The 17,767-nt window shown below is 64.9% G+C and carries 19 protein-coding genes; 14 read left to right on the top strand and 5 right to left on the bottom strand.

Features of this window, described 5'->3' with window-relative positions; translation table 11 throughout:
* Position 1: 1 nt before the first annotated feature.
* The 3 genes from rbfA (at position 2) to trxA (ending at position 1,561) form a co-directional block, all read left to right on the top strand.
* Entirely contained in the window at positions 2–511 is a 510-nt protein-coding gene (rbfA, locus tag V9L17_RS16940) for a 30S ribosome-binding factor RbfA (protein WP_337347604.1), read from the top strand.
* A gap of 91 nt (positions 512–602) precedes the next feature.
* Entirely contained in the window at positions 603–1,088 is a 486-nt protein-coding gene (locus tag V9L17_RS16935) for a nucleoside deaminase (RefSeq protein ID WP_337352244.1), read from the top strand.
* Positions 1,089–1,123: 35 nt separating this feature from the next.
* On the top strand, positions 1,124–1,561 hold the full coding sequence (gene trxA, locus V9L17_RS16930; protein WP_337352255.1) for a thioredoxin: 438 nt from the start codon (positions 1,124–1,126) through the stop codon (positions 1,559–1,561).
* 10 nt (positions 1,562–1,571) lie between these two features.
* On the opposite strand, the gene V9L17_RS16925 is transcribed toward trxA, so the two are convergent.
* The gene (locus tag V9L17_RS16925; protein ID WP_337352243.1) at positions 1,572–2,726 is read right to left on the bottom strand and encodes a pyridoxal phosphate-dependent aminotransferase; all 1,155 of its coding nucleotides are present in this window, start codon (positions 2,724–2,726) and stop codon (positions 1,572–1,574) included.
* Positions 2,727–2,824: 98 nt separating this feature from the next.
* Between V9L17_RS16925 and truB the strand changes: the two genes are divergently transcribed.
* The 10 genes from truB to V9L17_RS16875 all read left to right on the top strand — a co-directional run bounded on the left by truB (position 2,825) and on the right by V9L17_RS16875 (position 12,785).
* Complete coding sequence (gene truB / locus V9L17_RS16920; protein WP_337352242.1) at positions 2,825–3,760, top strand: tRNA pseudouridine(55) synthase TruB; 936 nt, start codon at positions 2,825–2,827, stop codon at positions 3,758–3,760.
* A gap of 2 nt (positions 3,761–3,762) precedes the next feature.
* Complete coding sequence (locus V9L17_RS16915) at positions 3,763–4,116, top strand: hypothetical protein (protein WP_337352241.1); 354 nt, start codon at positions 3,763–3,765, stop codon at positions 4,114–4,116.
* A gap of 19 nt (positions 4,117–4,135) precedes the next feature.
* Positions 4,136–4,594, top strand: coding sequence for a hypothetical protein (locus V9L17_RS16910; RefSeq protein ID WP_337352240.1), 459 nt, complete (start codon positions 4,136–4,138; stop codon positions 4,592–4,594).
* A 143-nt stretch (positions 4,595–4,737) separates the two neighbouring features.
* On the top strand, positions 4,738–5,721 hold the full coding sequence (locus V9L17_RS16905) for a bifunctional riboflavin kinase/FAD synthetase (RefSeq protein WP_337347611.1): 984 nt from the start codon (positions 4,738–4,740) through the stop codon (positions 5,719–5,721).
* A 30-nt stretch (positions 5,722–5,751) separates the two neighbouring features.
* The gene (gene kynA / locus V9L17_RS16900) at positions 5,752–6,606 is read left to right on the top strand and encodes a tryptophan 2,3-dioxygenase (protein ID WP_337352239.1); all 855 of its coding nucleotides are present in this window, start codon (positions 5,752–5,754) and stop codon (positions 6,604–6,606) included.
* Positions 6,607–6,608: 2 nt separating this feature from the next.
* Positions 6,609–7,913: a kynureninase gene (gene kynU / locus V9L17_RS16895; protein ID WP_337352254.1), complete on the top strand. Its 1,305-nt coding sequence runs from the start codon at positions 6,609–6,611 to the stop codon at positions 7,911–7,913.
* Positions 7,914–8,053: 140 nt separating this feature from the next.
* Entirely contained in the window at positions 8,054–8,323 is a 270-nt protein-coding gene (gene rpsO, locus V9L17_RS16890) for a 30S ribosomal protein S15 (RefSeq protein WP_310166300.1), read from the top strand.
* Between the two features lie 248 nt (positions 8,324–8,571).
* Positions 8,572–10,836 carry a polyribonucleotide nucleotidyltransferase gene (locus V9L17_RS16885; protein WP_337347693.1) on the top strand — a complete coding sequence of 755 codons (2,265 nt, stop codon included), beginning with the start codon at positions 8,572–8,574 and terminating at the stop codon, positions 10,834–10,836.
* A gap of 109 nt (positions 10,837–10,945) precedes the next feature.
* Positions 10,946–12,289: a M16 family metallopeptidase gene (locus V9L17_RS16880; RefSeq protein ID WP_337352238.1), complete on the top strand. Its 1,344-nt coding sequence runs from the start codon at positions 10,946–10,948 to the stop codon at positions 12,287–12,289.
* 34 nt (positions 12,290–12,323) lie between these two features.
* On the top strand, positions 12,324–12,785 hold the full coding sequence (locus V9L17_RS16875; protein WP_337352237.1) for a DUF1579 family protein: 462 nt from the start codon (positions 12,324–12,326) through the stop codon (positions 12,783–12,785).
* A gap of 82 nt (positions 12,786–12,867) precedes the next feature.
* Here V9L17_RS16875 and V9L17_RS16870 read toward each other — a convergent pair whose 3' ends face one another.
* Positions 12,868–13,149, bottom strand: a complete 282-nt coding sequence (locus V9L17_RS16870) for a hypothetical protein (RefSeq protein WP_337352236.1) — start codon at positions 13,147–13,149, stop codon at positions 12,868–12,870.
* 157 nt (positions 13,150–13,306) lie between these two features.
* On the opposite strand from V9L17_RS16870, the gene V9L17_RS16865 reads away from it, so the two are divergent.
* On the top strand, positions 13,307–14,362 hold the full coding sequence (locus V9L17_RS16865) for a LuxR family transcriptional regulator (protein WP_337352235.1): 1,056 nt from the start codon (positions 13,307–13,309) through the stop codon (positions 14,360–14,362).
* Positions 14,363–14,507: 145 nt separating this feature from the next.
* Here V9L17_RS16865 and V9L17_RS16860 read toward each other — a convergent pair whose 3' ends face one another.
* From V9L17_RS16860 to moaA, 3 genes are all read right to left on the bottom strand, one after another.
* A complete protein-coding gene (locus tag V9L17_RS16860; protein ID WP_337352234.1) occupies positions 14,508–16,019 on the bottom strand; it encodes an HNH endonuclease signature motif containing protein in 1,512 nt (503 codons plus the stop codon).
* Between the two features lie 170 nt (positions 16,020–16,189).
* Positions 16,190–16,456 carry a MoaD/ThiS family protein gene (locus V9L17_RS16855; protein WP_337347615.1) on the bottom strand — a complete coding sequence of 89 codons (267 nt, stop codon included), beginning with the start codon at positions 16,454–16,456 and terminating at the stop codon, positions 16,190–16,192.
* A 4-nt stretch (positions 16,457–16,460) separates the two neighbouring features.
* Positions 16,461–17,588 carry a GTP 3',8-cyclase MoaA gene (gene moaA / locus V9L17_RS16850; RefSeq protein ID WP_337352233.1) on the bottom strand — a complete coding sequence of 376 codons (1,128 nt, stop codon included), beginning with the start codon at positions 17,586–17,588 and terminating at the stop codon, positions 16,461–16,463.
* Positions 17,589–17,767 lie beyond the last annotated feature (179 nt).

Below are 17,767 nucleotides of genomic sequence, written 5' to 3'. Positions count from 1 at the left end.
CATGGCTGATCCCGCACGGGCTGCCAAGTTGGCGCAGCGGATTAAGGTTGTTGTTGCCGAGGCCCTGGGCCGGAAGGTTAAGGATCCTCGGCTTGAAGGCATCACTATTACCGATGCCCGGGTGACCAACGACCTGCAGCACGCCACCCTCTACTACACCGTGTTTGGTGACCAGGCTGTCCAGGCTGATGCTGCCAAGGGTCTTGAGAAGGCCAAAGGCGTGCTTCGCCAGGAAGTGGGCCGGAACGTAACGGTCCGGCTGACTCCCAGCCTTGAATTCGTGGCCGACCAGATTCCCGTGGTTGCCTCCAACCTCGAGGAACTCCTCCGGGCCGCGAAGAAGCGCGACGCCGAGGTTGCCGCCCTCGCCGAGAAAGCCAAGCACGCCGGCGACGCCGATCCCTACAAGCGTGACGTACCTGCCGATGTGGAGATCGACGAGGACGATTTCGACGAAGAGGACCTTGACGTCACCGACGACGAAGAACTCGACGAAGACGGCAACAAGTAGGCCTCTGACGCACCACAGCGTGGCTTACAGGAAGGCCCGGACTGCAACTGCAGTCCGGGCCTTCCAGCGTTTGCCGGGCTAGGATCTAGCTATGACCCTGGCGAGCGAGAACCATGAAGCTTCCCGATACCTGGAACAGGCCGTTGAACTGGCCGTGAAGAACGTTGCCGACGGCGGTGGTCCCTTCGGTGCGCTGGTGGTGACCGTGGACGGACGCGTCCATCAAGGCATCAACCGCGTCACCCGGGACAACGACCCCACGGCACACGCGGAAGTCGTAGCGATCCGGACGGCCGCGGCGGCCACAGCGAAGTTTGATCTGCGCGGGGCTGTTCTCTACACCAGTTGTGAGCCATGCCCGTTGTGCCTGGCGGCCGCCCTCTGGGCCCGCATCGACCGTGTCTACTTCGCCGCCGACCGGCACGGTGCCGCGGCAGCAGGCTTCGACGACGCCGTGTTCTATGACTATTTCAGCGGCACCCGGCCGGAACTGTTGCCGGTCGCCCAGGCTGCTGTGTCGGCGTCGGACGCCCCGTTTGAAGCGTGGCGGCGCAATAGGCGCCGCACACACTACTGACCCGGAAGGCAGAGTGCCCAGTGGAGCCCGGCGCAGTGGAACCAACGCTCATCAAGTGCCCCAACTGCGGGAAGACCAACAGGGTTCCCGCCGATGCCGGCGGCCGTCCACGCTGCGGCAGTTGCCGGTTGGACCTGCCCTGGATCGTTACCGCTGGCGATCACAACTTCACCTTGATTGCAGAACGGTCCCCGGTTCCCGCACTCATCGATTTCTGGGCTGCCTGGTGCGGTCCTTGCCGGATGGTGAGCCCGGTGCTGGACAAACTTGCCGTGGAACGGGCCGGCCGGATCAAGCTCGTTAAGGTGGACGTTGACCGTTCCCCGCAGCTTTCCCGGCGGTTCGACGTGCAGGCCATCCCCACGCTGATGGTTATCGTCGACGGAAGAGTGGTAGCCCGGCAGGCGGGGGCGGCGCCTGCGGCGGCGCTTCGCTCTTGGCTGGATGGGGCGTTGGCCGGCAGCCGCAGTTAGGGTTCTTGACTCAGGTCCGCTCCGGCAACCGGCCAACGCCCTCCACCAACTCGTCCAGACCGCCGCACAGCGCGATCCGCACCCAACCCTCGCCGATCGAGCCGAAGGCCGTTCCCGGCGCCAGCGCCACCCCCGAGCCGGCGAGGAACCGGCGGACCCAACCCCGGACGTCGCCGTCGCTCACGTGGGAAACGTCGGCCCAGAGATAGAAGGCCCCTTGCGCGCTCAAGTACGGAATCCCCTTGGCGTCGAGGATGGCCGAAGCCGCATCCCTGTTGGCCCGGTAGTGGGCGTGGGTGTCCCGGACGTAGTCCTGCGGTCCGGTAAGGGCCGCGAGCGCCGCATACTGCGAGGGCGACGCAACGCAGGAGACAATCGACTCCATCACGTTGTTCATCTTCTGCTCCAGCCCGGGCGGGCAGACCAGGGCACCAATCCGGAGGCCGGTCAGGCCGTACGTCTTGGACAGCGTCAGGGACGTGAAGACGCGCGCCTCACCGGGCTCGTCGCTATCGAACCGCGCCGGGCTGACGTGGGGAACATCGTAGGTGAAAGCCTCGTAGCATTCATCGGAAATGATCCAGAGGTCGTGCCGGCGGGCGAGTTCCACGAGTTGCCGGGTTAGTTCCTCGCCGAGGACTGCGCCCAAGGGATTGGAGGGCGAGTTCAGCATGAGCACGCGCGTCCGGTCCGTGATGAGGGCCTCGATGTCCTGGATCCGGGGCTGGAAGTCCTCCTCCGGATACAGCGGATACCCCACCGGGACGGCGCTGAGGAGCCGGCTGGTCATGGCGAACGTTGGGTAGCCGGGGTTGGGGATCAGGATCTCATCGCCGGGGGAGAGCAGCAGGCTCATGGCAAGGTGCAGGCCCTGCTGCGCGCCGGCCACTACGTACACCCGCTCGGCGCCGATGCCATGGCTGACGCCGGCGCTGAACCTGGCAGCAAACGCTTCGCGGAGTGCCGGGATGCCGGCGTTGGGTGTGTAGTTGGTCTCGTCCCTGTCCAGGCATGCCATTCCGGCTTCAAGGACGTGGCGGGGGAGTGCGAAGCCCGGCTCGCCGATACTCAGGACGATCGCCCCGGGACTGCGCCAGGCGGCCTCGGTGATTTCGCGGATCTGGTTGACGGGTACGTCACGCGCGTGCGCGGCAAGCTCAGGCATGATTGCCATCCTAGCCGTGGCCAGGATCCGGGGCAGGCCTTGATCTGGCCCCGGGAGTGTGGGCCGGGTCCGGCGTCGGCGCCGATATACTGGGAGGCGTGCTTTCTGGACTGGTGATAGTGGACAAACCGCAGGGATGGACCAGCCATGATGTGGTTGGTCGGATGCGGCGCATCGCCGGAACCCGGAAAGTGGGGCATGCAGGGACGCTGGATCCTATGGCCACGGGTGTCCTGGTGGTGGGCATTAACAAGGCCACGCGCCTGCTCACCTACATCGTGGGCACCTCCAAGACGTACACCGCCACCATCCGGCTGGGCCAGTCAACTGTCACTGACGATGCCGAGGGCGACGTCGTTGCCTCCACCAGCGCTGCCGCGGTTACGGATGAGGCCATTCACGACGGCGTCGCGGCCCTTACGGGGCTGATCCAGCAGGTGCCCAGCAGCGTCAGTGCGATCAAGGTCAACGGCGAACGGGCGTACGCCCGGGTTCGCTCCGGCGAAGAGGTCAAGCTCGCTGCCCGCCCCGTCACGATTCACCGCTTCGAAGTGCACAGCATCCACCGGGGAGCCGGCACCGGGCAAACGGACTCCACCGTAGTGGACATCGACGTCACCGTGGAGTGCTCCTCCGGCACGTACATCCGCGCCCTGGCCAGGGACCTGGGAAACGCGCTGGGTGTCGGCGGGCACTTGACGGCGCTCCGCCGCACCCACGTTGGCCCCTATTCGCTGGAGCAGGCACGGACCTTGGAACAGTTGGCCGAGGAACTCCAGGTCCTGGAGATGTCCGAGGCCGCCAGGGCGCTGATGCCCAACAGGGAGCTCACCGCCGAGGAAACCACGGAGATCTCCTTCGGCCGCAGGATCGCAGCTGGCGCCGAAGCAGGCAGTCCCAAGGCCGCCACCGCTGATCATCCAGCCGCAGCTTTTGCCCCTGATGGCAGCCTCGTGGCGCTCCTGGCGGATTCGGGCAACTTTGCCAAACCTGTGCTGGTTTTCGCGCCCGGCAATGGCACCCGGGAGTCCTAGGCATGGACGCATACTTCTATATCATCCTGGCTGTCGGCCTCCTCTCCAGCGGCATCTGCCTGGTGGCCGGAATCCTCAAGAAGGCCCCCAACGACCTCACCATCCTGTCCGTTGCCGGCGTCGAACTGGCCCTCGTGGTCTACCTCGTGGGCTCCATTGTCAGGGTGATGGCCGGCGAACCAATCGCAGGCGAAGCCTGGGAGTTCTGGGGCTACCTGGTTACAGCCATGCTCCTGCCACCCGCCGCCGTCTACTGGTCCATCCTGGAACGGACCCGCTGGAGCAACTTTGTCCTGGCCGCCGTCGGGGTGACCGCCCTGGTTATGGCCGCCCGAATGAACCAGATCTGGTACTGAAGTGGAAGAAGCCCGCAACGTGAAATCACCTCGCTCCGAAGCGACGCCGGACAAGGCAAACCCATCTGCCAAGGACACGCGGAACACCGGCCCCGGCAGGCTCCTGATCGCCGTCTATGCTGTGTTCGCCATCTCCGCCACCGCCCGGGCCGGCTACCAGATCCTGACGAAATTCTCCGAGGCGCCGCTGGCCTACCTGCTCTCAGCATTCGCCGCCCTCGTGTACGTGGTGGCTACCGTCTCCCTGGCCAAGCCCGGAAGTACCTGGTTCAAGGTCTCGCTGGCTGCGGTGCTGGTGGAATTGGTGGGCGTGGTGGTAGTGGGAGCACTGAGCGTGTTTGACCCGGTGCAGTTCCCGCACGAAACCGTCTGGTCTTTGTTTGGCCGGGGGTATGCCTTTATTCCGCTGGTGCTGCCGATCCTTGGCCTGGCCTGGCTGTACAGGCGGCGCCCGGGCAAACGCCAAGCAGTGGCTTGATCGTTTTCCGCTCCCGGGCCGGCCGGCCGCCCACGTCCGCGGCGCCGTCCTGGTGGGCCCGTGATACCGGGTAATCTTAGAGAGTTCCGGCGCCGGTCAGGCGCCGCGTACATGTCAGTTGCAGGCAGTAAAAGGCGAGGGTGATGGTCTACATCTGGAACGATCCGTCCGAGGTCCCGGCGGACTTCGGTCCATCCGTTGTCACTTTCGGCAACTTCGACGGCGTCCATCGCGGCCACCAGCAGGTGCTGTCCCAGCTGATCCGGTCCGCCCGCCGCAACGGCACCAAAGCCGTAGCGGTGACCTTCGATCCCCACCCCGCAGTGATCCACCGTCCGGAGTCGGCGCCCGAGATGATCATGGGCCTGCACGACAAACTCGAAGCCCTGGGGGAACTGGGCCTGGACGCCATCCTGGTGATGAAATACTCCCTGAACCTGGCGGCCCTTACGGCCGAGGAGTTCGTGGGCCAGGTCCTCGTTGACAGCCTCCACGCCAGCCACGTGGTGATCGGCCACGACGCCCGTTTTGGCCGCGGCAACTCCGGCGACCTGGACACCATGAAGCAGCTCGGCGAGAAATTCGGTTTCGACGTCCAGGTCATCAGCGAGTTCGGCTCGGAGGGCTACCCCCTGCATGACGACGACGGCAAGGACCGCCGCTGCTCCTCCACCTGGGTGCGTGAGGCACTGCGGGAGGGCGACGTCGCCACGGCCGCTGCCGTGCTCGGCCGCCCGCACCGGATGCGCGGCGAGGTGGTCCACGGTGCTGCCCGGGGACGGGCGCTTGGTTTCCCCACGGCCAACCTCGCCCATGAAGCAACCGGGCTCATCCCTGCTGACGGAATCTACGCCGGGTGGCTCGTTGACCAGGCCGGCACCCGCTGGCCTGCGGCCATTTCAGTTGGTTCCAACCCCACATTTGACGGCGTCAGCCGCCAGGTCGAAGCCCATGTGATCGACCGTCCGGACGAGTCCGTGGAGGACTTCGATCTGTACGGCCAGACAGTAGTGGTGGAATTCGTGGCCAGGCTCCGGGGGATGGTGGCCTATCGTGGGCCTGAGGCACTGGTGGACCAGATGCGCCTGGACGTGGTCCAGGCCCATGATCTCCTGGTCCGCCGCTGATCGGAGCACCCGCCAGGAAAGGCAGCCGAAGTGACCGTTGAAAAGAACACCAGGAAACTGGACAAGGGCATTGTCCGCGATTTCAGTTCCCGCATGAGCTACGCCTCGTACTTGCAGTTGCCCACCCTCCTCAGCGCCCAACAGCCCGTCAGTAAACCCGAACACCACGACGAACTGCTGTTTATCATCCAGCACCAGACCACCGAGCTGTGGCTAAAGCTGGTGCTTCATGAACTCCGCAGCGCAGCGGCCTGGCTCCGCGCCGACGACCTCGGCTCCGCGCTGAAGGGAATCGCCAGGGTCAAGCACATCCAGAAGACGCTCACGGAACAGTGGTCGGTCCTGGCCACGCTCACGCCCACGGAGTACTCCCAGTTCCGCGGCTTCCTCGGCAACTCATCAGGCTTCCAGTCCAGCCAGTACCGGGCCGTCGAATTTATCCTCGGCAACAAGAACCGCAAGATGCTGCCGGTGTTCGAATCCGATCCCGAGGCGCACTCCATGCTGGAGGAGTTGCTCACTGCCCCCAGCATCTACGACGAATTCCTGTCCTACCTCGCACGGCAGGGCTTCGACGTGCCCCTCTCCGTCCTGGAGCGGGACGTCACGCGCGCCCACGAATTCTGCCCGGAACTGGTGCCGCTGTTTAAGCACATCTATGAAAACGCTGCCGATAACTGGGGAGCCTACGAGGCCTGCGAAGAGCTCGTGGACCTTGAGGACAACTTCCAGCTATGGCGTTTCCGGCACCTCCGCACCGTGCAACGGACCATCGGCATGAAGTCCGGAACAGGAGGCTCCAGCGGTGCCGCTTTCCTGCAGAAAGCACTTGAGCTGACCTTCTTCCCCGAACTCTTCGCCGTCCGGACGGAGATCGGCCAGTGAGCATGGATGCCGGGAAGGTGAACGGACAGGAAACACGGCAGGACCCCGACGGCGGCGCCCTCCTCCGGCGGGCGGCAGAACTGGATGCCGCGGACCCGTTGGCTCCCTACCGGGACCTCTTTATCGGCACCGACACGCCACTGTCCTACTTGGACGGCAACTCGCTGGGCCGCCCGCTCAAGCGCACGCCGCAGGACATCAGTGACTTCATCCGGGACAGCTGGGGCGGACGACTGATCCGTGGCTGGGACGAGGAATGGCTTGAACTCCCGCACACCATTGGCGACCAACTGGGGCGCGCCGTCCTCGGCGCCGCCCCGGGCCAGACCGTCATCGCCGACTCAACAACAGTGGTGCTCTATAAGCTCCTCCGCGCGGCCGTGGCAGCAGTGGGCGACCCTGAGCGCACCGAAATCGTCCTGGACACCGATAATTTCCCCACTGACCGTTACCTCGTGGAGGGCATCGCCCGCGAGGAAGGACTGACCCTGCGGTGGATCGAATCCGATCCCTCGGCCGGGGTGACGGTTGCGCAGGTGAGGGAGGCAACCGGCCCTGCCACCGCCGTCGTACTTTTGAGCCACGTGGCCTACCGCTCAGGGTTCCTTGCCGACCTGGAAGCCATTACTGCCGCCGTCCATGACGCCGGTGCCGTAGTGGTCTGGGATCTCTGCCATTCCGCAGGCTCGGTGGAGATCGACCTGGACGGCGCCGGCGTCGATTTCGCAGCCGGATGTACGTACAAGTACCTCAACGGCGGCCCGGGTTCACCGGCCTTCGCGTACGTCAACAGCCGGCACCTGCCGGCGCTTCAGCAGCCGATCTGGGGCTGGATGGGCCGCAAAGACTCGTTTGAGATGGCCGCCGGCTACGAGCCCGCGCCCGGGATCCGGAGTTTCCTCAGCGGCACACCGGCCATTTTTGGGATGCTCGCGATGCGCGGCACCTTGGACCTCATCGAAGAAGCCGGCATGGCGGCAATTCGGGAAAAGTCGCTCAAGCTCACCGGCTTTGCCGTGGAACTGTTCGAAGCATGGCTGGAACCCCTTGGCGTCAGATTGACATCACCGCGCGACCCGCAGCAGCGGGGGAGCCACATCACGGTGGACCATCCGGCGTTCCGCGACGTGACGGCTGAACTGTGGGAGCAGGACGTCATCCCTGACTTCCGCGCACCCCAGGGAATCCGGATCGGTTTGTCGCCGCTGAGCACGTCCTTCGAGGAAGTCCACCGCGGCGTGGCCGCCATCCGGGAACGGCTGGAGGGCCGCGGTTTCGACAACCCGCGCGGCATGCCGGTAAACTAAACGTTGGATCCGGCTGCAGTCCGTGGCGGCTGGTTCTTGTTATGTGCAGGGACTCCGGGAATTTCCCAGGGATTCCCGCGCTGGCACACCCGGCAGTGAATTACTGATTCGGGCCTCACGGCACATCTCTAGGAGTTATTGTGGCACTTGACGCCGCTGTAAAGCAGTCCATCATCAAGGAATACGCAACCGGCGAAGGCGACACCGGTTCACCGGAGGTCCAGGTTGCAGTCCTGACTCAGCGGATCAAGGATCTCACTGAGCACATGAAGGAGCACAAGCACGACTTCCACACCCAGCGCGGTCTGCTGGCCATGGTTGGTCGTCGCAAGCGCATGCTCACCTACCTCAAGAAGACTGACATCGCCCGCTACCGCGCGCTCATCGAGCGTCTCGGCCTGCGCCGCTAGTCTGATTTAGGGGCGGCCCTTTCCTTTGCCGGAACGGGCCGCCTTCTTCAGTAGAAAAACTAAACAGGAGGATCAACCGCATCACGCATTCGCGGTCCTCGGTAGTGATCCCCGGGAAGCTTCGTTGACTGAAGCCCGGCCCGTGGGTCTCGATCGATGACCGGGTGCAGTGCAGGCCAGTAGACAGATGCTGGGCTGGGTTGATGCGGCTGGACTTCCGTTCAAATCAAGAAACGGAGGTGACTCTCTTGGAGGGTCCCGAAATCCAGTTCTCAGAAGCAGTCATTGACAATGGCCGCTTTGGCAAGCGTGTAATCCGCTTTGAAACCGGCCGCCTCGCCAAGCAGGCAGCCGGCGCAGCCATGGTGTACATCGACGAAGACACCGCGCTGCTGTCCGCAACCACTGCCGGCAAGCACCCGCGCGAAGGCTTCGACTTCTTCCCCCTGACGGTCGACGTCGAAGAGCGCATGTACGCTGCCGGCCGCATCCCGGGCTCGTTCTTCCGCCGCGAAGGCCGCCCGTCCACCGAAGCCATCCTGGCCTGCCGCCTGATGGACCGCCCCCTGCGCCCCGCCTTCATCAAGGGCCTGCGCAACGAGGTCCAGATCGTGGTCACCGTCCTGGCGATCAACCCAGACGAGCTCTACGACGTCGTGGCCATCAATGCTTCCTCCATGTCCACCCAGCTCTCCGGCCTGCCTTTCTCCGGCCCGATCGGCGGCGTCCGCGTTGCCCTCGTCGCTGACGAGAACGGCTCCCAGTGGGTTGCTTTCCCGAAGCACTCCCAGCTTGAGAACTCCGTGTTCAACATGGTTGTGGCCGGCCGTATCGCCGGTGACGACGTCGCCATCATGATGGTCGAAGCCGAGGCCACGGATAACTCCTGGAACCTCATCAAGGAACAGGGCGCCACCGCTCCCACCGAAGAGGTTGTCTCCGAAGGCCTCGAGGCTGCCAAGCCGTTCATCAAGGCACTGTGCGACGCCCAGGCCGACCTCGCCGCCCGTGCTGCCAAGCCGACCGTCGAGTTCCCGGTCTTCCTCGACTACGAGGACGACGTCTACGCCGCTGTTGAGGCTGCTGCCGCCGAGAAGCTCGCCGCTGTCTTCCAGATCGCTGACAAGCAGGAGCGCGACACCGCTTCGGACGCACTGAAGGACGAGGTCACCTCTTCCCTGGCCGGCCAGTTCGAAGGCCGCGAGAAGGAGCTGTCCGCAGCGTTCCGCTCGGTCACCAAGCACGTTGTGCGCCAGCGCATCCTCAAGGACCAGATCCGCATCGACGGCCGTGGCCTGACGGACATCCGCCAGCTCACCGCCGAGGTCGAGGTTCTGCCCCGCGTCCACGGTTCGGCCATCTTCGAGCGCGGCGAGACCCAGATCATGGGTGTCACCACGCTGAACATGCTGAAGATGGAACAGCAGATCGACTCGCTGTCTCCCGTAACGCGCAAGCGCTACATGCACAACTACAACTTCCCGCCGTACTCCACCGGTGAGACCGGCCGCGTGGGCTCGCCCAAGCGCCGCGAAATCGGCCACGGTGCCCTGGCAGAGCGCGCACTCGTGCCGGTGCTGCCGTCCCGCGAGGAATTCCCGTACGCCATCCGCCAGGTGTCGGAGGCCCTCAGCTCCAACGGTTCGACGTCGATGGGTTCGGTCTGCGCCTCGACGCTGTCCATGCTCAACGCAGGTGTGCCGCTGAAGGCAGCAGTTGCAGGTATCGCCATGGGCCTGGTCTCCGACCAGGTTGACGGCCAGACCCGCTACGCAGCCCTCACGGACATCCTGGGTGCCGAAGATGCTTTCGGCGATATGGACTTCAAGGTTGCCGGTACTTCCGAGTTCGTCACGGCCATCCAGCTAGACACCAAGCTCGACGGCATCCCCGCCTCCGTGCTGGCAGCAGCACTGAAGCAGGCCCGCGAAGCCCGCCTGCACATCCTGGATGTCATCAACTCCGCGATCGACACCCCGGATGAACTCTCCGAGTTCGCGCCGCGCGTCATCGCGGTCAAGATCCCGGTTGACAAGATCGGCGAGGTCATTGGGCCCAAGGGCAAGATGATCAACCAGATCCAGGAAGACACCGGAGCCGACATCTCCATCGAGGACGACGGCACGGTCTACATTGGCGCCACGAACGGTCCGTCTGCTGACGCAGCACGCTCCGCCATCAACGCCATTGCCAACCCGCAGGTCCCGGAAATCGGCGAGCGTTACCTGGGTACGGTCGTCAAGACCACCACCTTCGGTGCCTTCATTTCCCTGACTCCGGGCAAGGACGGCCTGCTGCACATCTCCGAGCTGCGCAAGCTGGCCAGCGGCAAGCGCGTGGACAACGTTGATGACGTTGTGTCCGTGGGCCAGAAGATCCAGGTGGAAATCACCAAGATCGACGACCGCGGAAAGCTGTCTCTCTCACCCGTTGTGGCTGAAGAGGAAGGCGCCGGCGAGCCCGAGCGCGTTCACGCTTCCGCCGGGGCAGAGGGCTCTGCAGACTCCGAGTAATCGGCTCCTGCACCACACAGCATGAATCGGCGGGGCCGGTGGATGATCCACCGGCCCCGCCGCTGTTACGATGGCAGCCAGATCCGGCTGCCGCTCCCGAAAGGCTTCAATGACTGTTGTACCCCTGCCGCTTGAGCAGAACCAGCCCGGTGACACCTTCGTCCACGGAACCGACGGCGGCTCCGTCGTCAGGCGTTCGGTGCTCCCCGGCGGCGTTCGGGTGCTCACCGAGGCGATGCCGGGCCAGCGCTCGGCAACGATCGGTTTTTGGGTGGGTGTCGGGTCGCGCGACGAGGCCCCGGGACAGCACGGTTCAACGCACTTCCTCGAACACCTGCTGTTCAAGGGCACCAAGCGGCGCACGGCCCTGGAAATCGCCTCGGCATTCGACGAGGTGGGCGGGGAATCCAATGCCGCCACCGCCAAGGAGAGCACCTGCTACTTCGCACGCGTGCTGGACTCCGATCTGCCTATGGCCATTGACGTCATTGCCGACATGATCACCGGCGCCGTCCTGGATCCCGCCGAAATGGAGCAGGAACGCGACGTCATCCTCGAAGAAATCGCCATGGACAGTGACGACCCCACGGACGTGGCACACGAAAACTTTGTGGCTGCCGTGCTGGGCACGCATCCGCTGGGCCGCCCCATCGGCGGCACCCCCGCAGCCATCCGGGCGGTTGCCCGCGACTCCGTCTGGGAGCATTACCGCCGGTACTACCGCCCGGACGAGCTGGTCATCACCGCTGCTGGAGGCCTTGAGCACGACGTCGTCTGCGGCCTGGTGGTGGAGGCGCTCCACGCCGCCGGCTGGTCGCTTGAGCCAGACGCAGCCCCCGTGGAGCGGCGCTCCACTGAGCGGGCGGACATCACCGGCACTGCCGGCCTGCATGTGGTCAAGCGTGCGGTGGAACAGGCAAACATCATCATGGGCTGCCCCACCATAGTGGCCACGGATGACCGCCGCTACGTCATGAGCGTTCTCAACGCTGTTCTGGGCGGCGGCATGTCCTCGCGCCTCTTCCAGGAAATCCGCGAGAAGCGCGGCCTGGTGTACTCCACCTACTCTTTCGCATCCTCCTACGCCGACGCCGGCTACTTCGGGATGTATGCCGGATGCACACCATCGAAGGTCCGCCAGGTGCTGGATCTCCTCGGTGCCGAGCTGGACAAGCTCGCCGAAGGCGGGATTTCCGACGACGAACTCCGCAAGGCCGTGGGCCAGCTCTGTGGCGGAATTGTCCTTGCCCTGGAGGACACCGGGTCACGCATGTCCCGGCTGGGCCGCGCCGAACTGGTGTCCGGCGAGTACCAGGACATCGATGAGACCCTGCGGCTGATCAAGGCCGTCACGGCCGAGGAAGTCCAGGACCTTGCGAAGGAGCTCGCCGCAGCGCCGCGTACGGTCACAGTGGTTGGCCCGTTTGAGGAAACCGAGACTTTCGGGCTCTGAGCGGGATGTTGCTGCGCCCCGACATAATGGAGCTATGAACCGGCCGCAGAGTGGCACCGTGCACGCTGTACTCGAGGACTTCCTGGGACACTGGCGCGGAACCACGCGGCTTGCGGCGTCCGCGTGGGGCCCCGAACGAACCGCCGAAGCGGAAGTGAATTACACCCGGGCGGCCGGTGGCTACGCGGTGGTGCAGAGCTACCGGCATACGGAAGCGGACGGCACCCATTTTGAAGGACACGGTGTCTTCACGGTCGACCCCGATCACGACGACGTTCTTTGGTATTACGTGGACAGCCTGGGGCTGCCTCCAGGGGCTCCGGTCCGCTGCACGTGGGTTGATGGGGTCCTTCGAGTGGAGCGCCATAGTGACCGGGGGACCGCACGCCATACATTCCGGGTGGACAACGGGGTGCTCACGCACACCGCAGAGCTGCGCCTCGGGGACGCACCCCACTTCGTGCCTTTTATGACTTCGGAGTGCCGCCGGGCCTGACTGCCCCGTCTTAGCGCGTACGTAAAGTGCGGCCTCGCAATGGCCGTGAACGTACAGCTGGGCGCGGTGAAAGCGCGACCCTTCAGCCAGTGGTTTCCAGAATCCGCGTCCGTGGCGCCCCGGCCAAGGCGGGAGCGGCGACTGGCGAATTCCACACCGTGGCCTTGAGGTTTGCCAGTAACCGCTCGGCCTGCTCGAGCGCGGCGAAGTCCAGTTCCACCACCACATAGTGGGCGTCGTCCACCGGCCGACATACCCTGTGGGACACTACCCCCGAGGCCGCGCGGTTCACCGGATCGCGGTCAAAAGCGGCCTTCCACATCTCAAAGTCCTTGATGCTGTGTTCTATCTGGAGGGTGAACATTTCGGCATTCTCCTTAGGGTCCGACGGCCACCTGTTCCGGCGTCAATTTTCATGGACACTGCCCAAAGTAGGCGCACCTCCCGGTTGCCGGTATCCCAGAAATCTGGAGTACGCCGGTCGACGCGTTGGCGGCTGAACTCGGGCGCATACTGGGGAAATGACCACTGCCTGGACGCTCACCCGGAGCCTGGATCGGATTCGGCTCCTGAGCGACTTGACCCCCGGCGATTCCAACCTGGACCATCAGGCCCTGCGCGTCGAGGTACTGGCTGAGGTGGGCCGGATAGTGCCGTTTGATGCCTTCGTCTGGCCCCTCTGTGATCCGGTGACCGCTACCGGCATTGCACCGCGCGCGCGAATTCCGTGCCCGGAGGAATTGCCGCTGGTTATCCGGCTGAAGTACGTGTCGTTGCCAGCCAGATGGACCGGCCTGGCGGCTTCGGGGGCGCAGGCCACAACTTTGCTGCACGCCACCGATGGTGACCTGTCCAAGAGCCTGCTGTGGAACGGCGTCCTGAGGCGATACGGAATCGCGGATATCCTGTCCACTGTCTTTGCGGACAAACACGGGTGCTGGGGGTGGCTCGACCTGTGGCGGCGGGATGGCCAAGACCCATTTTCTGACACAGAAGCCGGGTATCTCGCTGACGTGGCAAAGGAGCTGACGCCCGCCTTGAGACGGTCGATAGCCCGGCAATTCGAGGCGATTAAGAGGGACAAGCGCCGTCTACCGGACGATCCAGTCGCGACGCTACCGAATGGCGACAAGGGGCGCGGTGAGCTGCCGCCGCAGGCCGTGCTCACCCTGGACGAAGAGATGGCGGTCGTGGGCGAGACGGCGTCGACCAGGGAATGGCTGGAGTTGCTTCAGCCCGGGCCGCGCCCCTTTCAGGCCGTGCCGGCTGAGGTCCTGAATGTGGCTGCACAACTGCTGGCGCGGGAGGCGGGCGTCGATGATCATGATGCAGGAGCCCGTGTGCACATCGGCTCCGGGAGGTGGGCCATGCTGAGGGCTAGCCGAATGGCGTCTGCAGGTTCCGGTTCAACACCGCCCTTGGCCGTGACCATCCAGGAGTGCCCTCCGGCGGCCAGACTGGACATGTTTGCGCGGTCTTTCGGCCTGACGCCGCGCCAACGGGAACTCTTGGAGCTCGCGTCAGCGGGGGCGAGCACGTGCCTATACGGTCCAGGACCAGTTCAAACAGATCTTTGAAAACTGTGGGGTGCGGAGCCGCGCAGCACTGCTGGCCATAGCACTCGGAATTGTCCTTGGCGCACCCGGAACATCACCCCAAGAGTGACAATCCTCGGCAACAGCACAGTTCGGCCATTCTCCGTACAGCACGCGTACGGATTTACTACCAACTGGGTCCGCGGACTTTTGCTATCGCCAGGTCCGGATCGGAGACATGTTCCAGGTCCATGGAAGGCTCACGTTTCCGATCATTCACTGCATCCTGCAGCGCAGCAGGCAGTTGGGGTGGTTCCCAGTCGTGGTGTTCGCTCGGGTAGTGCCTGCCGGTGGGTGATGTCCAGCCGGGTGGTTTGTCATTGCAGGCGCCGGTGGGGGTCCAGGTTGTGGTGTGCTTGAGCCGGTGGTGTTTGCGGCAAAGTTGCCCGAGGTTGGATAGGCCGGTGGTCCCGCCGTCAGCCCAAGCCAGAATGTGGTCCGCTTCGTTGTCCAATGACTGGTTGTTGCAGCCAGGAAACGAACACTGCCGGTCCCTAAGTCTTAGCCATTGCCGCATCGCCGGCGGGATGCGGTAGCTGTTCCGGCCGATCTCCAGCGGCGCCCCATCACGGGGGTCAACCAGTATTCGGCGAAATGAGGACGACCCGTCAGCGACCAGCTTCCGGGCCATGGACGCCGGGATCGGCCCGTACCCGTCAAGATCGGCAGGTTCGTCCGTCAGCCCCATCAGCGCGAACACCGGCACCGTCACCAGGACCTGCGCAGCCGGTGAGGACACAGGGACCGCGTCCACGTCGGTGACCAAAACGTTGCCGGAGGCCGTGTCGGTGCTGCCATCTGCCGGGCTGCTGGGGGTGAAGCCGGCGCCGAGGAGCAGTTTGGCGGCGACGTCGGCGCGCAGCTGGGTCAGGGTCCGGCCCTCCGCCGGGCCCTGGAGTGCCCGGGCTGCTGCTGTGGTGCGGTTCCAGATCCCGGCGGCCTGGTCCGCTGGAAGGTAGGCCGAAAGCCAGGCCATGCCGTCCCGGTCCGGGGCGTACTCCAGCCTTCGGTCCAGGAAGCCTTTGGCATGGCGTCTCTCGATGCTCTCCGGATGGTGCCGTTCCCGCCACGCCCTGGCATTGGCCCGGAACCTGGACGGGACCAGGCCACCGGCCGGGCACCTCTTGGCTGCGTCCGGTGCGTCCGGGTCCAGAAAGTGGGCTTCCAACGCCGCCGCGCCAGCCGCATCCAGGTCGGTCGTTTCATCGACCATGACCCGCGCGTGCTGCCACGACAGGTCCCCCTCCTGCAGCGCAGCCAACGTCAGCGGCAGTGTGGTGATCAGCTCGTGTGACTGCCCCAGCAGGGCTGAGGCAGTCCGTTCGCTGACCGTCATCACACACGCGAGTTCCGAGACGATGCCCATCTCCTGCGCAAGGCGCTGGTGCGGCTGCTCATCCGGAGGGGACATCGCCCGCGTTGCGTCGGCGAACCCGGCAGCGGCGTGAACGATAAAGGCAGCCGTGGCAGCCTGCAGCCGGCACGCCTCCTGAAGGGAGTCCAGCCAGCCATCAGCCTCAGCCCTCAGCGGATCCGGAACGCAGGCACCAGCGGATTCCGGACCTGGAACAACGACGGCAAGCGCAGCGACAGAAGCCCTAATGACCTCCAAGGCACCGTCCGCTGTTGACTTCTCCATACCCCCATCATCCAGCGACGCACCAACAAAAACAGCACAGCAAATCGCCTATGTGGATAACCTCCCGGCCCCGTCCAAGACCACATTCGCAGTGGGCTTTGGCCGCGCCCGCGAAGCCAGCAAGTATGCGTTCGCGCGAGTGTAAACAGAACGAGTGTAAACGGAAGGGCCTAGCCCCCGGCGAACGGCGGGAGGACGTCCACCACATCTCCTGGCTGAAGTGCCACACCCCGGTCCCGCACAGCCACCTCGTTGAGCAGGAAGCTGCTCCGTGAAAGGATGCGCGGCAGAGGAGGAGTTCCGGCCGGCGGTTCGGGGCGCTGCACAGCCAGCACGGCCTCGAGCAGCGACTCAACCGTGGCGCCGACGGGCAACTCGAATTGCTCCTCTTCCACACCGGCAGCGGCGCGCGCGGCAGCGAAGTATCGTACGTTCAAGAATTCAGCCTCCGATGGCGCTCATGCTGCGATCAGGCTGGACGAAATCCGGGGCGTCCAGGCCCACGTGGTCCATGCCGTGTGCCTTGGGTTTGACCCACATGGCGTCCTGCCACCGTTCAGCCAAGGCGTCATCGCTGGCCCCCTCCCGCAGGAGCCCCAGGAGGTCAAACTCTTCCCTGGAGAAAAGGCAGCTCATGATCTTGCCTTCGGCGGTGATCCGGGTCCTGCGGCAATCAGAACAGAAAGGCTCAGTGACGGAGGCGATGATTCCCACGGTGCCCAGCACGGGCCCGTGCGCGTCCTCAGACCCGGCCACCCGGCGTCGTACTTCAAAGCGTTCCGCGGGGGCACCGTCGCGGGCACGCGGATCCGGGCTTAGGACATAGTCCACGGAAAGCAGCGAACGGATCTCGGCAGCAGTGATCATGTTCCGCCGGGTCCAGCCGTGGTCGGCGTCCAAGGGCATCTGCTCGATGAAGCGCAGTTCGTAACCTCGGTCCAGCGCCCATGCCAGCAGCGATGGCGACTCCGCATCGTTGATGCCCCGCATGAGTACGGCGTTGAGTTTGACCGGCCCCAGGCCGGCAGCCCACGCAGCATCCACCCCGGCCAGCACCTGGTCGAGGAATGGCCTGCGGGTCAGCTTGGTGAAGGTCTCCTCATGCAGCGAGTCCAGGGAGACATTGATGCGGGTCAGTCCGGCCGCCTTCAGCGCGGCGGCCTTTTTGGTCAGGCCCACCCCATTGGTTGTCATGGAGATCGGCAAATCGGGGTGGTTGTTCCGGAGCGCGGCGATTATCTCCACGAGGTCATGCCGGACAAGAGGTTCGCCGCCGGTCAGCCGAAGCTCCCTGACCCCCAGCCTGTCGACGCCGATTCGGACAATCCGAACGATCTCCTCAGCTGACATGACCGCCTGCTTGGCCAGCCACTCCAGGCCCTCGGCAGGCATGCAGTAGGTGCACCTCAGGTTGCACTTGTCCGTCAGCGACAGCCTCATGTCTGTTGCCCTGCGGCCGTAGCGGTCCACCAGCCCCGCAGGGGCATCGGCAGGGCGCGCGGCAGGCCTGGGCGGCAGGGAGGCGCCTGCGGCGTCGCGTGGCTGCGGCATGCCAAGCTGAACACTCATGAATTCAGGCTACGCCAAGTTTCGCCCGGGCAGGACGTCCGTGACGCAGTGAACCGCGACTGACATACCAGTCTCCGCAAATCAGCGAAGCCTTCGCGCCTGGCCAGTGCCGCTGGGCGCGGGCGAACCTATGCTGGAGTTGTGGACAAACCCGAGCGCAGTGAGGGAACGGCCGACGG

The organism is Pseudarthrobacter sp. CCNWLW207, assembly GCF_037203945.1.
Lineage (GTDB): Bacteria > Actinomycetota > Actinomycetes > Actinomycetales > Micrococcaceae > Arthrobacter.
Note: the sequence above shows the minus strand (reverse complement) of the source record. Positions and strands in the feature narration are given on the sequence as shown.

Coding starts and splice junctions, on each gene's coding strand:
- rbfA (WP_337347604.1), top strand. CDS start 2: ATGGCTGATCCCGCACGGGCTGCCAAGTTGGCGCAGCGGATTAAGGTT.
- V9L17_RS16935 (WP_337352244.1), top strand. CDS start 603: ATGACCCTGGCGAGCGAGAACCATGAAGCTTCCCGATACCTGGAACAG.
- V9L17_RS16925 (WP_337352243.1), bottom strand. CDS start 2,726: ATGCCTGAGCTTGCCGCGCACGCGCGTGACGTACCCGTCAACCAGATC.
- V9L17_RS16915 (WP_337352241.1), top strand. CDS start 3,763: ATGGACGCATACTTCTATATCATCCTGGCTGTCGGCCTCCTCTCCAGC.
- V9L17_RS16905 (WP_337347611.1), top strand. CDS start 4,738: ATGGTCTACATCTGGAACGATCCGTCCGAGGTCCCGGCGGACTTCGGT.
- kynU (WP_337352254.1), top strand. CDS start 6,609: ATGGATGCCGGGAAGGTGAACGGACAGGAAACACGGCAGGACCCCGAC.
- V9L17_RS16880 (WP_337352238.1), top strand. CDS start 10,946: ATGACTGTTGTACCCCTGCCGCTTGAGCAGAACCAGCCCGGTGACACC.
- V9L17_RS16875 (WP_337352237.1), top strand. CDS start 12,324: ATGAACCGGCCGCAGAGTGGCACCGTGCACGCTGTACTCGAGGACTTC.
- V9L17_RS16870 (WP_337352236.1), bottom strand. CDS start 13,149: ATGTTCACCCTCCAGATAGAACACAGCATCAAGGACTTTGAGATGTGG.
- V9L17_RS16865 (WP_337352235.1), top strand. CDS start 13,307: ATGACCACTGCCTGGACGCTCACCCGGAGCCTGGATCGGATTCGGCTC.
- V9L17_RS16860 (WP_337352234.1), bottom strand. CDS start 16,019: ATGGAGAAGTCAACAGCGGACGGTGCCTTGGAGGTCATTAGGGCTTCT.
- moaA (WP_337352233.1), bottom strand. CDS start 17,588: ATGAGTGTTCAGCTTGGCATGCCGCAGCCACGCGACGCCGCAGGCGCC.